This window comes from Stenotrophomonas maltophilia group sp. RNC7 (genome assembly GCF_030910085.1).
In the GTDB taxonomy this organism is placed as follows: Bacteria; Pseudomonadota; Gammaproteobacteria; order Xanthomonadales; family Xanthomonadaceae; genus Stenotrophomonas; species Stenotrophomonas sepilia.
The window spans coordinates 65344-81151 of record NZ_JAVFVN010000888.1; the positions used below are offsets into that span (position 1 = coordinate 65344).

The window sequence follows — 15808 nt, forward strand, 5'->3', positions numbered from 1 at the left end:
ACAACGTCATCATCGTCGGGCCTCGGCTTCGGCAATGGGAAGTTCGAACGGGCCGGCCGGCGCCCCGCTGCGATCGCGCAGCGTGCACACCGGGCCATCGGCCCAGCAGTAGCGGACATGCGTTGCGCGCGTCGACAGCGGGCCTCGCAGCAGGATCCGGCGTGCATCCAGTTCGGCGTCGGCGTACTCGCAGTGGCGCGCATGGCCCCTGGCCTCGCACAGTTCAAAGCCGATCGGACGCAGCGCACCGGTTGCGGTGAGCGCGCCTTCGACATCCTCGAACGCAATGGCGACGGCCGTGGGCGTCCGCACGGCGGTGACCGCCCGCGGACCTGACGGTGCCAGATCCTGCTCGCCGTACACCACGTAGCGGGCCACGCGCGCCAGGCGGCGCCCGAGCTCCTGCTTGTTCGGCGGGTGGATGTCGTAGGCATCGCCGATGTCGATGGCGATGGCGAGCCCGCTCTGCGCGTCCTCGGCGGCGACGCGCCGCTGCGCCTCGCGCACCTGCGCCCAACCGCTGTCGGCGGGCGCAACCGGCGGCTGGCCATAGCTGGCCAGCTGCGCGAACAGCAGTGGCGTGCGCGCACCGAACTGACGCCGCCAATCGTCGCGCAGCGCACGCAACCGCGCCGCGTACGCCGCGCCATCACCGGTGTTCGATTCACCCTGGTACCACAGCATGCCGCGCAGCCCGAAAGCGCCGAGCGGTGCGATCATTCCGTTGTACAGCGTCGACAGCCCGGTGGCGGCCTGCCAGGGGGCAAACGGCGGCGCCTGTTGGCCCGGCGCCACCCGGTACTTCCACGGACCCTGCAGTGCCACCCGCTCACCGTTGTCGAACTGCAGGCCGTATGCCGTGGTGGGGCCAGCCAGGCCGCCTTCACCGTAGGTGTCCAGCACGTTGACCGCAATGCTGTTGGACCCTGCTTTCAGCAGGCCGCCGGGCAACGGGTAGCGCCTCTGGCCGGAGCCGTACTGGCTGCCCACGGACACGCCGTTCACCCAGCTCACGTCCACCTCGTCGGCCGATGCCAGCTCCAGGGTCGCGCCGCGTGCAGCCTGTTCAGCGCTCAGCACCACCTGCGTGCGATACCAGACCATGCCGTTGTAGTCGGCAAGCGCGGGCACGTTCCACCGCTCCCACGCCCCCAGCGCGGCCGGTGCGCGTGACCAGCCGCCGTCATCGGTGTCCGCGCGCCAAGGTGCGTCGCCGGGCAGCGCGCCGTCACGCATGGCCCACCAGTGCTGCCAGTAGCGGCCCCAGGCTGCGCGTGCCTCCAGCGGATCACGCGCAGACCGCGCGAGGATATCGAGGGGCTCGTCCAGGCCGCCCTGCTCTCGCAGCGCACCCACGCTGGTCCAGGCCTCGATCCGCGAGCCGCCCCACGCCGCCTCGATCAGCCCCATCGGCACGTCGACGGTGCGCTGCAGTTCGCGCGCGAAGTAGAAGCAGGTGGCGGAGAAATCGCGCACCGTATCAGGCGTTGCCGATGTCCAGGCAGTGCTGCCGTTGAAGCTCTCCTGTGCCTGCACGGCGGCGTGCTGCGGCACGGTGAACAGCCGGATCCGTGGCATCGTGGCTGCGGCGATCTCGCTGGCTGCGTTGAGCGAGCGCCACACCGGCAGTTCCATGTTCGACTGGCCCGAGCACAGCCACACGTCGCCGACCAGCACGTCGCGCGCCATCTCCCGACGTGTCCCGGCGTTTACCTCCAGCGTATGCGGACCGCCCGCGGCCACCGGGGGCAGCGTCGCCTGCCAGCCGCCTGCGGCGTCCGCCCGGGTGCTTACCGCCTGCCCGGCAAACGTCACGGAAACCGGCTGCCCGGGGCCTGCGTGCCCCCAGACCGCAATGGGCCCGTCGCGCTGCAGGACCGCGTGATCCCTGAACAGGGGATGCAGCAGGCCCGTCGTTTCCCGCGCTGCGGCCGGCATCGCCACCACTAGCGCAGCCATCATCAACAGCGCACACCCGACTGCTCCGAACCTGCTCATCGGCCATCCCCCGGTGCGAACGGAAACTGCAAGGCCTGGTAGTACGACAAGGGATGCGGCGGCGGCTGCTCGCCGGCGGGCAGCGGCCGGCCACTGAGCGACTGGAAGTACGCCACGCTGGCGTCACGCCACCATTGCGCTTCGTCGTGCTGGATCTGCAGGAACGCCGCGACGTGCCGATGCCGCTGCGGATCGATCCGGCCGCGCAGGCCGGCCCAGGTCGCCTGCATCGACTGCACCTGGCGCACGCCGCGCGAATAGCGCCCGACCAGCTCATCCCAGAGCGTCCTGCCCGAGCGCATGCGGCGGTCCCACGGCACATGATGGAACCACAGCAGCAGCGACTCGGGCACGCGCTCGGGGTCGCCATAGACCTCGGCCACCTGCGGCGCGTACTGGCCCACGGCGTTGCTTCCGCTGGCGCTGCGGTCAAAGCCGATGCCCTGGCTATCTGCGCGGTGGTAGTAGACCGACGTCCAGTCCGCACGCGGGCCGCCCTCCACCCAGGGGCCGGGGCCGTAGTGATGGCCGCGTGCCATGAGGTGATGCAGGCCCAGCGGCGTCATGTAATCCACTGCCGCCTCGCGCGAGTCCATCATCATCCGCACGATCGGGCCGGTCACCTGCGGGTCGGGCGAGAACGTCAGCGCTGCCCAGTCTTCGGCAATCGCGCGCGCGGATTGCTGCGGGTTCCATGCCAGTCGGCCGAAGGCGTACCAGTTGGCCTGGTCGAAGTGCGAGCCACTCCAGGTACGGTCCATGCCGATGTTGGCGACGCCGGCGATACCGGTCAGTGCGTGGCCCTCCAGCGAACCATCGACCACGCGGGCAACCGTGGAGCCTTCGCCACGGGCATGGGTGTCGGCCTGCAGCACTTCTTCGTAGAGCGTTCCCAGGTACACCAGGTGCGTCGCAAAACCCAGGTACTCCTTGGTGATCTGCAGCTCCATCATCAGCGGCGTGCGTGGCATCGCGCCGAACAGCGGATGGAACGGCTCGCGCGGCTGGAAGTCGATGGGGCCGTTCTTCACCTGGACGATCACGTTGGGCCGGAAGGCACCGTCCAGCCCGACAAACTCGCTGTACGCCTGCTTGGCGCGATCTTCGGGAACCTCGTGCGAATACACGAAGGCCCGCCACATCACCACGCCGTTGTAGGGCGCCAGCGCGTCGGCCAGCAGGTTGGCGCCGTCGGCATGGGAACGACCGTAATCCTGCGGGCCGGGTTGCCCCTCCGAGTTCGCCTTGACCAGGAAGCCGCCGAAATCCGGAATGTGCGCATGGATCTCATCGACCTTGTCGCGCCACCAGCGCCGCACGCCGGGATCCAACGGGTCAGCCGTCGCCAGGCCGCCGAGCTCGATGGGCGCACTGAAGCGTGCGCTCAGGTAGACCCGGATGCCATAGGGGCGGAACAGGTCGGCCAGCGCGGCGGCCTTGGCCAGATAGGCCGGCGACAGGCTCAGCGCACTGGCGTTGACGTTGTTGAGGACGGTGCCGTTGATGCCGAGCGAAGCGTTGGCACGGGCGTAGTCGGTGTAGCGCGGGTCACGCCATTGCGGCAACGTCTGCCAGTCCCACAGCGAGCTGCCTGCATAGCCACGCTCGACGTAGCGGTCCAGGTTGTCCCAATGGTCGAGCACACGCAGTGCGACCCGCGGCGACTCCCGCACGTTCAGCCCCTGCAGCGGCATGCCACGCTGCAACAGGCGCAGCAGGTGGAACGTGCCATACAGCACGCCGACATCCCGGCGTGCCGCCACCAGCAGCACATCGCGCCCCTCGGTCCGGACCTGCCGGATCAGGAAGCCCTCGTCGCCCAACGTGGCGATCTCGTTGTCGAACGCGGCAACCAGCACCGAAGACTGCGGCGTACCCAGCACCAGGGCATGGTCAGTAGTGATTGCCGTTCGCATTGGCGGTGCCGTTCCCAGCAATCCAGAAAGGCTCCGCGCAAGCTCGTCGCGGGTGGCGCGCTGCATCGGCGTGCCATCCGGGGCCACCACTTCGGCCAGTTGCCGCCGGTAATCGGCAGCAACCGTTGCGGCAACCGGCTGGTAGCGCATCCACAGCGCATAGCCATCCTCCGACCGTGCCCCGCCAGCACAGGCCAGCAGTGCGACCACGGCCAACAGGCGCGTGCCGACAGCACGCAACAACGGCGTTAACATGCGCCTTTGTAGACTACGTCCGGGCCCGGGGCAGCGCATCATCGTCCTTCGCACCCGCGCGGCAGCGCCACCAAGAACAAAGGGATCGTGCATTGGACAAGCCGAAGAAATCGGTTCGCCGCAGAACCGCTGGCGTGACGATCGACGAGGTTGCGGCCCTTGCCGGCGTTTCGCCGATGACCGTGTCGCGGGTGATCAACCAGGGCAAGGTGCGCGACGTCACCCGCGAGCGCGTGCTGCGCGCCGTGCGTGAGCTGGGCTATACGCCCAATCTTGCCGCCAGTTCGCTGGCCGCCGCACAGCACACGCGCATTGCGCTGATCTACACCAACCCCAGCGGCGCCTACCTGCGCGAACTGCTGGTGGGCCTGCTGCGCGTCGCCTCCAGTTCCGCCATCCAGCTGGTCATCGACTACTGGGACAACCTGGATGCCGAATCCGAACGCAGGGCGGCGCGCGCGCTCGCCGGACGCGTCGACGGGGTGATCCTGCCGCCGCCCCTTTGCGAATCGCAGGCCGCCGTAAGCGAACTGGTCAAGGCTGGCATTCCGGTGGTGGCCATCGCATCGGGGCGCCTGAGCGAGGCCCTGTCCTGCGTCCGCATCGACGATTTCAGTGCCGGCAAGGAAATGACCGATCACCTGCTCCGGCAGGGACACACCCGCATCGGTTTCATCCGTGGGCGCGATGACCTGAGCGCAAGTGCGCTCCGCTACGACGGCTTCGTCACCGCCCTGCGCGACGCCGGGCTGGCGGTGGAACCCGGCCTGGTCCAGCACGGTGACTACACCTACCGATCCGGCCTGGCTGCGGCCGAAAAGCTGTTGTCCCAACGCCGGCCACCGACCGCGATTTTCGCCAGCAACGACGACATGGGCGCCGCCGCCATATCCGTCGCGCACCGACGCGGGCTGGAAGTGCCGCGCGACCTGTCGGTCGTGGGATTCGATGACACCTCGGCCGCCACCACCGTGTGGCCGGAACTGACCACGATCCACCAGCCCATCGCCTCGATGGCCAACGCGGCCGTCGACATCCTGCTGCGCACCATCCGCCGTCCGGCGGGGGACGCAACGGTGCTGCGCGATCATGTGATGCCGCATCGGCTGATCGCACGCGGTTCGGTCGCCGCGCCTCCCCGTGCGCGGTAGCGCAGGCCTCATGCTCCGCATCCGAGGGTGACCTCGGCTTCGTTCAGCGCACCCAGCGCGACGCGTGACACGGAGATCGTCATCGCATCGCCCGTCGCCACCGACCACGGTCGGTCGATCGCGTCCAGCTTGGCGCCCGCCTTGGCCAGGCACTTCAGCGGCACGCCGACACGCTTCCACTGGCCCTGTGGAAGCGCCGCCAGCGCCGGCCCGATGGCGATGCGCGCCGAGCAGCCCACGCCGCAACCGACCGACAGCCACGCATCACCCTTCGGGGCTGCGTCCACCCGCAGCGTGGTCAGCAGCATCAGGTCGCCGTTGGATTCGCGCTGCAGGTCCAGCGTCGTGTGCGACTGCAGTGCCGCGACGGCTTCGCCATTGCCCGACCAGGCCAGGCGTCGCCCATCCTCCTGCGCCAGATGATCCACGCCGGTGATCTTCAGCCGATCATCGGGCAATGCATCCGGCACGCGGGTCACGCTCAGGCCCTGGCCAGCAGCATCCTCGAGCCGCAGCGCCATGCCAGGACCCGCGTCACCGCGCGCAAAGAACACGCCGGTCGCGCCCTCGTTGCCGGTCACGCCCGATGCCTCCGGCAGCGCGTCCAGGTCGCCGTTGTCGGCGTAGGTCAGGCCGAAGCCGAACGCAAACAATGGATCGTAGTCCTTCTGGCCGACGTTGTTGGCGTATTGGGTGGCAGTGCGCGGCCAGCTGAAACTGAGCTTGCCCTTGAAATCGTACTGCACGCGGCCATCGCTTCCGCGCAGCAGCACATCGGCAATCCCGGCGCCTTCCGAACCCGGCAGCCACGCAGCCACGAAGGCATCGGCGGCATTGATTTCCCGGTTCACCCAGAGCAGCCGCCCGCTCAGGAAGACCGCGACAACCGGTATGCCATCGGCCTTGAGCCGCTTGAGCAGCGCCAGGTCCGTTTCGTTGCCGGGCTTGTAGGCCAGCGTCGGCCGGTCTCCCTGGAACTCGGCATAGGGGTCCTCGCCAAACACCACCACCGCCACATCGGGCTTCACTGCGTAGCGACCGTCGACGGAAAGCACGGCTTCACCCCCCGCCGCGCTGGCCTGGCGCGCGATGCCCTCATAGATCGTGTCCGCATTGGGGAAGTCCTTGCGGGTGGTGCCGGTGCCCTGCCAGTTGAGCGTCCAGCCGCCGGCCTGCTTGCCGACATCGTCGGCACCGTCGCCGGCCACGAGGATCCGCTGCTTCGGCGACAGCGGCAGGAGGCCGTTCTGGTTCTTCAGCAGGACCAGCGATTCGCGCACGGCCTGCCGGGCAACCGCGCGATGTGCCGGCGCGCCGATCAGTGCGAACTGCCCGCCGACGGCCCGCGTGGAAGGCCTGCCGGCCTCGAACAGCCCAAGGCGGAACTTGACCCGCAGGATCCGGCGCACCGCATCGTCCAGGCGTTGCGGCGTGATCCGCCCATCCTTCACCGCAGCCAGCGTCGTCCCGTAGAAACCCTTCCAGCTGTCCGAGGCCATCGCCATGTCCAGGCCCGCGTTGATCGTGGCCGGGCAGTCTGTAGTGGTGCAGCCCTTGACCTGTCCATGACCATTCCAGTCACCCACCACGAAGCCTCCGAAGTTCATGCGGCCCTTGAGCACATCGGTGAGGTAGTGCCGGTGCCCATGCATCTTTTCACCGTTGACGCTGTTGAACGACGCCATCGCGGTCTGCGCGCCGGCGGCGATTGCCGGCGGATATCCGGCGGCGTGGATGCGCACCAGATCTGACTCGCTGATGCGGGTGTCGCCCTGGTCCTTACCGTCAGTGGTGCCGCCATCGCCCAGGAAGTGCTTCACCGAGGCGATCACATGGCGGCCATCGAGGAACTCCGGGGTTCCCACCCTGCCCTGCAGCCCCTCCACCATGGCGGCGGCATAGCTGGCCACCACGTCCGGCGATTCGGAGTAGCCTTCGTAGGTGCGTCCCCAGCGATCATCCTGGGGTACGGCAACGGTTGGCGCGAACGTCCATTCCATGCCGGTGACGCGGGTCTCCAGCGCGGTGATGCCACCGATCTGCCGCAGCAGCTCCGGATCGCGCGTGGCGCCCAGCCCGATATTGTGGGGGAACAACGTGGCGCCAATGATGTTGCTCTGCCCGTGCACGGCATCGATGCCGAACAGCAGCGGAATGGCCTTGCCGCCTTTCGAGGTATCCATCGAGGCGTCGTAGAAGGCGTCGGCCAGCGCCAGCCATTCGGCCGGCGACGCGTCATAGCGGCCACCGGGATCGGAGTTGCCCCCGGCCAGGATCGAGCCGAGCCGGTAGCGGCGCACATCATCTGGAGTGACGCTGGCGATGTCGCCCTGCACCAGCTGGCCGACCTTGTCCTCCACCGTCATGCCGGCCATCAGGTCGGTGATGCGCTTCTCCAGCGCCGGGTCCGCAGCCAGCGGCCAAGTGACCTCCGGCCAGGGATCCTTGTCGGTGGCTGCGGCGGCGGCAGCCCGGTCCTGGCCGCGGCAGCCGAGCAATCCCAGCATCAGTGCGGCGACCAGCGCGCCGCTGCGGATTACGAAGGTCTGCGATGTCATGGCGCTCATCCTTCCATCTGCTCCAGTTCCTTGCCCTTGGTCTCGTGCACATGTCGGACGACGAAGATCACCGAGATCACGGCAGCCACCAGGTAGATGCCGTAGGTGGCTGCCAGCCCTGCCGCGGCCAGCAGCATCGGGAACGTCACCGTGACCACGAAGTTGGAGGTCCACTGCGCCGCGCCGGCGACTGCCAGTGCCGAACCGCGGATCTGGTTCGGGAACATCTCGCCCAGCATCACCCACATCACCGGCCCCCAGGACAGATTGAAGAACACGACGTAGGCATTGGCCGCCACCAGCGCCAGCGTGCCCATGCGGCCGGGCAGCTGTAGATGCCCGTCGGCCAGCGAACCGCTGGCAAACGCCACCACCACCAGAGCAAGCGACAGCGACATCCCGGCCGAGCCGAACCACAGCAAGGGCTTGCGGCCGATCCGGTCGATCAGCAGCACGGTGACCACGCAGGCGCCGATGCTCAGCGCGCCGGACAGCACGTTGATCAGCAGCGCGTCGTTCTCGGAAAAGCCGACCGCCTGCCACAGCACGGCGCCGTAGTAGAACACCACGTTGATGCCGACCAGCTGCTGGAAGCAGGCCAGCCCGACGCCGACCCACACAATCGGGCGGATCCGCCCGGTCGCCCGGCTCTTCAGATCGGACAGGCGCGGGCGATGATGGTCGTTGGACAGCGAGGCATCGATCTCCTCGAGCGTGGCCCTGGCCTTGTCGCTGCCCAGCAGCCGGGTCAGTACCCGCAGGGCGTCGTCCTTGCGCCGTTTCACCACCAGGTAGCGCGGGCTCTCCGGAATGGTCAGCAACAGCAGCAGGAACACCAGTGATGGCGCGGCCTGCATCCAGAACATCCAGCGCCAGGCGGCCTGCCCACCCCACAGCGGTTCGGTCGACGCGCCCGCTGCAGCCGCCAGCAGGTAGTTGGACAGGAACGCGGCGGTGAGCCCGGTGATGATCGCGATCTGCTGCACCGTAGCCAGGCGGCCGCGGTAACGGGCCGGAGCGACCTCGGCAATGTAGGCCGGCGAGATCACGCTGGCCGCGCCTACCGCGAATCCGCCCACCACCCGTGCCGCAATGAACCAGCCCGACGAGACCGCCGCCCCGGCACCGAGCGCCGACAGCAGGAACATCACTGCCGAAAGGATCAGTACGTTGCGACGGCCGAGCCGGTCGGCCAGCCGGCCTGCACTGAACGCGCCCACCGCACAGCCCAGCAGCATCGACGCGATCTCGAAGCCCTGCATCCACTCGCCGGACCGGAACGCCTGGTGCAGGCCATCCTGGGTGCCATTGATCACGCCGCTGTCGAAGCCGAACAGAAAACCGCCAATCGTCGCCACCACGCTGATCAGTACGATCAGCCGCGTGTTCTCACCGCTGCCTGCTGCCTGGTTCATCCCCGTCCCCTTGAATGCACCGTTGCCGCGCTCAGCGCAGCAGGTACTGGTTGAGCAGGTTTTCGTAACGCTCCTGCTTGCCGCTGGCCTGGCGCGGTTCGCCGAGGCGGGCGGCCAGTGCCGCCAGGTCCGGCAGGCTGAGCGTGCCACGCTCGAAATCCTGGCCGGCGCCGGAATCGAAGCTGGCGTAGCGTTGCGCACGCCATTGTTCCCACGGCGACTCGGTCAGCAGTGCATGGGCAACCTCCAGCCCGCGTGCGAACGCATCCATGCCGCCGATATGGGCAATGAACAGATCCTCCAGGTCGGTCGACTCACGGCGCACCTTCGCATCGAAGTTCAACCCGCCCTCCAGGCCGCCCTGGCGCAGCACGACCAGCATTGCGCCCACGGTGTCGTACAGATCGCTGGGGAACTGGTCGGTGTCCCAGCCGTTCTGTGCGTTGCCGCGGTTGGCATCGATGCTGCCGAGCAGGCCATGATCGGACGCGACCTGCAGGTCGTGCTCGAAGGTATGGCCGGACAACGTGGCGTGGTTGGCCTCGATGTTGAGCTTGAAGTCCTTGTCCAGCCCGTTTTCCTTCAGGAAGCCCACCACCGTGGCACTGTCGAAGTCGTACTGGTGCTTCATCGGCTCCATCGGCTTGGGCTCGATCAGGAAGTTGCCCTTCAGCCCGATGCTGCGGCCATAGTCGCGTGCCATGGTCAGGAAGCGCGCGAAATGCTCGATCTCCCGCTTCATCTGGGTATTGGCCAGCGACGCATAGCCTTCGCGCCCGCCCCAGAACACGTAGTGCTCGCCACCGAGTTCGACCGTGGCCTCCAGGGCGGCCTTGACCTGCACGGCTGCACGCGCGACCACCGCGAAGTCGGGATTGGTCGATGCGCCGTTCATGTAGCGGGGGTGCGAGAACAGGTTGGCCGTGCCCCACAGCAGCTTGACGCCGGTGGCCTCCTGGCGTGCCTTGGCCAGGCCCACCATATGCGAGAGGTTCTTCTGGTACTGGCCGATGTCGTCGGCATCCGGCGCCAGGTCGATATCGTGGAAGCACCAGTACGGCACGCCCAGCTTGGTGAAGAACTCGAACGCCGCGTCCACCTTTGCTTCTGCCGTGGCCAGCGGCGACGATGCCTCCCACGGGAACTGCCGGGTGCCGGGGCCGAACGGATCGTGCCCGGCATTGCAGAAGGTGTGCCAGTAGCACACGGCGAAGCGCAGATGCTCCTGCATGGTCTTGCCACCAATGACCCGGCTGGCATCGTAGACCTTGAAGGCAAGCGGATTGTCCGAGCCCTTGCCCTCGAACGGGATGCGGCCGACGCCGGGGAAGTATTCCTTGGCGCCGATGAAGGGCTGCGTGCTCATGGTGCGTGCTCCTGTCGTTGTACGGGGTGTTGTGGAGGAGCCATCAGCCGCGCTGCAGCGGCGTGATGGCATCAAGATGACTGAGGAAGCGTGCGTAGGCCCGTGCATAGGCATCGCTGCGATCCGGATCCGGGCGCGCGGACAGCGCGGGATCGACGGTGACGTGCCGTGCGGTGATGTCGCTGATCGAAGTGGCGTTGCCCTGCGATCGGGCGAGCGCCCACAACGCCTGCAGCGCCGCTCCAAACGCCGCACCCTCGGCCTGCACCGGGACCTCCACCGGCAGGCCGAATACATCGGCCACCAGCTGACGCCAGGCAGCGCTGTTGCTGCCGCCGCCGGTGAGCACGATGCGATCGAACTGCATGCCCGCGCGGATGAAGGCGTCGTAGCCGTACTTCAGGCTGTAGGTCGCGCCCTCCATGGCGGCGCGGTAGAGATGCGCCGGGGTGAAATTGGCGATATCCAGGCCCGCCAGCACCCCCTTGCCGAGCGGCAGGTCAGGGGTACGTTCGCCATTGAGGAACGGCAGCATCACCAGGCCCCCTGCCCCCGGCGGCGTTGCGCGAAGATGCGCGTCACCGTCGCGGGTGCTGAAACCGAAGGCGCTGGCCACGCGTTCGGTGGCAACGGTGCAGTTCATGGTGCAGATCAGCGGCAGCCAGCCCCCCGTGGACGAGCAGAACGCCGCCCACGCGCCATCCGGATCGATCACCGGCGAGCCGGAATACGCAAACAGCGTTCCGGAGGTTCCCAGGCTCATCGCCAGCCGCCCTTCCGTGACGCAGCCGGTGCCGATCGCCGCCATCATGTTGTCGCCGCCACCAACGGCCACCTTCACCGCCGCTGCAAGCCCGAGCGCGGCCGCGGCCTCCGGCGCGATATCGAACAGGGCATCGGGCGCAGCGATCGGCGGCAGGCAGGCAGCAAGATCACGATCAGGATCGGTGGCGCGCAGCAGTTCCTGCGACCAGGTGCGCGTGCGCACGTCCAGCCAGCCGGTTCCGGACGCGTCGCCAAGCTCGCAGAACCGCTGCCCGGTCAACACGAAATTCAGGTAGTCGTGTGGCAGCAGGATGGTCGCCAGCCGCGCATAGGCGTCGGCACGGTGGATCCGGGTCCAGGGCAGCTTGGAGGCCGTGTAGCCGGCCAGGATCGGGTTGCCCGCCAGCGCGATGGTTCGTTGGAACCCGCCCACGGCGTCCATGATCTGGATGCATTCGGCCGAGGTGCTGGTGTCGCACCACAGCTTGGCCGGTGCCAGGACCTCGCCAGCATCGTCAACTGGCACGAACCCATGCTGCTGGCCCGATACCGCCAGTGCGACGATGCGCGCGCGCAGCGAGGGATCGATCCGGGCAAAGCAGTCGCGCAGGGCCGACACCCAGTCGGCCGGCGCCTGTTCACGGCTGCCATCGGCACCGCTGTCCAGCGCGAGCGGCGCGCTGGCCGAGGCCACCACCGCCTGCTTCCGCGGGTCATAGACCAGCACCTTCAGGCTCTGCGTCCCTGCATCGATCCCTGCAACCAGACCCATCGAAACCGCCTCCGATCAACAAAAAGGTAGCGCTAACATTCCGTGGACTCAAAAAGGGGGCGTGGTGTCCGGCCCCCTCGTTGCCACCGCGCGCGTCATCGCCCGCGGTGTTGCCGCACTGTAACCAGCTGCAGCGGAAAAAGCGTGCTGCAACGCAAAACCCTGCTACGCGCTTGCTGCCGTCGAACGCCACACGTCCACGCCCGACCTGCAGTACTGCGCGATGAACTCCGCCTGCGCCGGCATCTGCGCGGCGGCCTGCTGCACAGGCCGTTGGATGCCCTTCAACAAGGTGCGCAGATCGACATCACTCACGGCCCGCGCCAGCGGGTGCGCAGGACCGGGCGCGATGCCCTGCCCGAGCAGCACGCTGGTCCAGGATTCGACGCGGAACAGCTCGCCGGGGTCCTGCCACGCATGCGCACGCTCGCGCCACGCCTGCAGCCGCTGCTGCAGCGACTCCGGCACGCGCATCTCGCGACAGGCCTTCCACATCGGTTCGCTGCGCTGCGTGGCGTGGTAGTGCAGGATGATGAAGTCGCGCACATGCTCCATTTCCTGGCGGCTGACATCGTTGTACAGCTGCACCAGCGACGCACTGATGCCGTCGAACGGGAACAGCTGGATCAGGCGCACTACCGCGCTGATCGTCAGATGGATGCTGGTCGACTCCAGCGGTTCGATGAAGCCGCTGGCCAGCCCGAGCGACACCACGTTCCTGTTCCAGGCCTTCAGCCGGCGTCCACTGCGGAACGGCACCTTCCATGGATCGCGCAAGGGTGGAGCCCCGGCATCGCGCAGCAGTTTCGCGGCGGCCTCGTCATCGGACAGATGGCGGCTGTCATACACCAGCCCGCAGCCAACGCGGTGCTGCAGCGCGATGTGCCAGCGCCACCCCGCCTCGTGGGCGATCGCCCGGGTATAGGGCACCGGCGGCGCCACCGCTTCGGTCTGCACCGCCACGGCCCGGTCGCACGGCAGCCATTCGTGCCAGTCCTCGTAGCCGGTGCCCAGTGCCTGCTCGATCAGCAGGCCGCGGAAGCCGGTGCAGTCGATGAACAGATCGCCCTCGATCACCTGGCCGTCGTCCAGCACCAGCGCCTGCACCGAACCGTCGTGCGCGTGCTGCCTGACCTGGGCGATCCGGCCTTCGATCCGGCGCAGGCCGTGGGCCTCGGCCCTGCCGCGCAGGAACCGCGCATACAGCCCGGCATCGAAGTGATACGCATAGCTGGCCTGCGGCTGGGTGTGCAGCGAGAAGCGGTCGCCACGCGAGGCGATGCTCTCCAGGCAGAAGTCGCCCAGGTCCGAGGGCATGCCGCGGCGCAGGCTGTCCAGCCAGAAGTGATGGAAGGGGGCCGCCCAGGTGCCATGGCCGATGGTGCCGAACGGATGGAAGAAGCGATCGCCCGGCAGGCGCCAGTTCTCGAACGAGATCGACAGCTTGAAGGTGCCTGCCACCGCGCGCAGGAACTCCTGCTCGTCGATCTGCAGGAAGCGGTGGAAGGTGCGGATCGGCGGCACAGTGGACTCACCGACACCGACCGTGCCGATCTGCTCGGACTCGACCAGCGTGATCTGCAGCTGGTCACGGAACTGGTGCGCAAGCGCGCAGCCGGCCAGCCAACCCGCCGTACCGCCACCGGCAATGACCACCTTGCGGATGCGCCCTGAAGGCGTGCTCTGGGTATCCAACATGGTGCCCTCTCTCAACGGTTGAGCCTGCCCAGCAGCATCGCGCGCATGCGGCGGGCGCGCTGCTCGTCGAACGGTGCCAGATCCCCGCGAGCGGCGTCAGGCAGGTGCTGCCCCGCGCGCTCGCCAGGGCCGAAGGCGTAGTAGCGGAAGAGCCCTTCCCAGGCCTGCTTTTCGCGCGCCGGCAGATCACGCACGGACCACATCGCGTGGTGCAGCGCCGCCAGCGCGGATCCCAGCCAGGCCGGCGAGCTTCGCCACCAGTAGTTCACCAGCACGTTGAACGGTTCCAGGCTGCGTACATGGTGCCACCACATGCTGGGAATGAAGATCGCATCGCCGGGCCCAAGCACCGCGCGGCGCGCCTGCGCCAGCGCCTCGCGGAAACGTGGATGCCGATCGAAGTCGGGCTGTTCGAAGTCCACCACGCTGACCACCTGTCCCCCCGGCGTGGGATCGAGCGGGCCCGGATACAGATTGTCGATCTGGTCGGGCGGGAACAGGGTGAACTCGCGCTGCCCCACCGCGCAGCAGGCGAGGTTGTCGGGTGTGTCGAAATGGCACGAGGCCGTCACCCGGTTGCCGATCCAGATGCTGGCGGTGGCGTCGATGCCCTGCTTCGCCAGACCGGCGTCGTTGGCCTGCGCGAATGCCGGCAGCAGTGCCCGCGCGATCGGCAGCGAGGCCACGTAGTAGGTTGGCGGTTGCGGTGCATGCAGCGTCGCGGCGATCTCTTCCAGCACCCGGGCCAGCCCGCCGCGCCGCACTTCGAAATTCAACCGGGTGAAGTCCGCGCTGTAGAACGGGCGCCCCCCGATCTCGGCGCCGCCGAACGAGTACTGGATAGGCGCACCCGCATCGACGCTGCACAGGTACGCCATTGCGTCCTGCACCCCGCTCAGCCCGGCCTGGACCAGTGGCCAATCGGTGGCGATGCCGCGCAGTACGACCGGCTCACCGGCCTCCACCAGGGCAGCCAATGGCAGGGCGGCAGGATCGATGCCTTCCAGGATCCGCATCGGCAGGCGGGCGTACACCGGTCAGTTCCTGGCCGCCTGCGCGGTGCAGTCCTGGACGCGGAGACGGCGCTGCTTCTCGGCGATCAGGCGGCGCATGTTATGCAGCGAGGCAAGCATCAGGTACGCACCTTCCAGGTAACCGGCGCGGTTCAACGCAGCCAGTCGCGAACTGTCCAGCGCCGCCAGGCGCTCGCGGTCGATGCCATGCAATCCGCTCACGCTCACCCGGTGGTGCGGCGCGATCTGCACGTCGAGCGTGACCGGCTGGATGAGGCCGCAGTCGTCGAGCATCGTGAACATCCCGGCCGCGAAGGCACTGCCCTCGTGGATGCCGCGCAGCACGCTGGCGATGTGGTCCAGGTAAGGGGTGTTGCCGCCCTGCGGCAGGAACACCGGCTCCCCGCCACCGTCGATGACGCGCGGATGGTCCAGGTCCACGTGCATCACCGCATCCTGGGTGAGCAGGCCATCCACGTAGTGCTCCTGGAAGCCGATCAGGAACGGCCCTTTGGCCGCCGCGCCTGGCAGGTAGGTAGCATTCCAGCGCCCGTCCTGCAGGAACAGGTTCTCGTGTTGTTCGAAACCCAGCAGGGCCACGGACTGCCACGCTTCCGTCCCGCTTTCCCTGCGCAGGAAGATCGGATACTCACGCTGCAGTTCGGCGAACTCGCTGGGATAGGCCGGCACCATGCCCACGGCATCGCCGAACTGCGGCCCGAATCCGGTGGCGACCTTCAGGTCCCGATGCGCGATGTTGTTGAGCATTTCGTAGCGGGCCATCAGGGTATCCAGTCCAGTGCGGGGTGGCTGGCCGGCAGCGTAGCGCAGGCGCGACAGGTGCGGCGACACCGTCCCGGCACGGCACCGCTGGCGGGCAGCGGTGCCGTGCCGGACGCGT

At 68.0% G+C, this 15808-nt stretch carries 10 protein-coding genes; 1 reads left to right on the forward strand and 9 read right to left on the reverse strand.

Annotated elements, in window-relative coordinates; genetic code table 11:
• Positions 1–9: 9 nt before the first annotated feature.
• On the reverse strand, positions 10–1962 hold the full coding sequence (locus RCF13_RS22150; protein WP_231352756.1) for a sialate O-acetylesterase: 1953 nt from the start codon (positions 1960–1962) through the stop codon (positions 10–12).
• Positions 1963–1994: 32 nt separating this feature from the next.
• Positions 1995–4169 carry an alpha-glucuronidase family glycosyl hydrolase gene (locus RCF13_RS22155; protein WP_308141556.1) on the reverse strand — a complete coding sequence of 725 codons (2175 nt, stop codon included), beginning with the start codon at positions 4167–4169 and terminating at the stop codon, positions 1995–1997.
• 92 nt (positions 4170–4261) lie between these two features.
• On the opposite strand from RCF13_RS22155, the gene RCF13_RS22160 reads away from it, so the two are divergent.
• Positions 4262–5320 carry a LacI family DNA-binding transcriptional regulator gene (locus RCF13_RS22160; protein ID WP_181357884.1) on the forward strand — a complete coding sequence of 353 codons (1059 nt, stop codon included), beginning with the start codon at positions 4262–4264 and terminating at the stop codon, positions 5318–5320.
• An 8-nt stretch (positions 5321–5328) separates the two neighbouring features.
• On the opposite strand, the gene RCF13_RS22165 is transcribed toward RCF13_RS22160, so the two are convergent.
• The 7 genes from RCF13_RS22165 to RCF13_RS22195 form a co-directional block, all read right to left on the reverse strand.
• A complete protein-coding gene (locus RCF13_RS22165) occupies positions 5329–7887 on the reverse strand; it encodes an exo 1,3/1,4-beta-D-glucan glucohydrolase (protein ID WP_308141557.1) in 2559 nt (852 codons plus the stop codon).
• Positions 7884–9293 carry a sugar porter family MFS transporter gene (locus RCF13_RS22170; RefSeq protein WP_134968618.1) on the reverse strand — a complete coding sequence of 470 codons (1410 nt, stop codon included), beginning with the start codon at positions 9291–9293 and terminating at the stop codon, positions 7884–7886. Before RCF13_RS22170 ends, RCF13_RS22165 begins: the two co-directional genes overlap by 4 nt.
• A 31-nt stretch (positions 9294–9324) precedes the next feature.
• Positions 9325–10659, reverse strand: a complete 1335-nt coding sequence (xylA, locus tag RCF13_RS22175; protein ID WP_134968617.1) for a xylose isomerase — start codon at positions 10657–10659, stop codon at positions 9325–9327.
• Between the two features lie 43 nt (positions 10660–10702).
• Positions 10703–12196, reverse strand: a complete 1494-nt coding sequence (gene xylB / locus RCF13_RS22180; RefSeq protein WP_235643209.1) for a xylulokinase — start codon at positions 12194–12196, stop codon at positions 10703–10705.
• Between the two features lie 165 nt (positions 12197–12361).
• Positions 12362–13894, reverse strand: coding sequence for a tryptophan halogenase family protein (locus RCF13_RS22185; RefSeq protein WP_231352116.1), 1533 nt, complete (start codon positions 13892–13894; stop codon positions 12362–12364).
• 11 nt (positions 13895–13905) lie between these two features.
• On the reverse strand, positions 13906–14928 hold the full coding sequence (locus RCF13_RS22190) for a cupin-like domain-containing protein (protein WP_134968616.1): 1023 nt from the start codon (positions 14926–14928) through the stop codon (positions 13906–13908).
• 3 nt (positions 14929–14931) lie between these two features.
• On the reverse strand, positions 14932–15690 hold the full coding sequence (locus RCF13_RS22195; RefSeq protein WP_134968615.1) for a SapC family protein: 759 nt from the start codon (positions 15688–15690) through the stop codon (positions 14932–14934).
• Between the last annotated feature and the right edge of the window lie 118 nt (positions 15691–15808).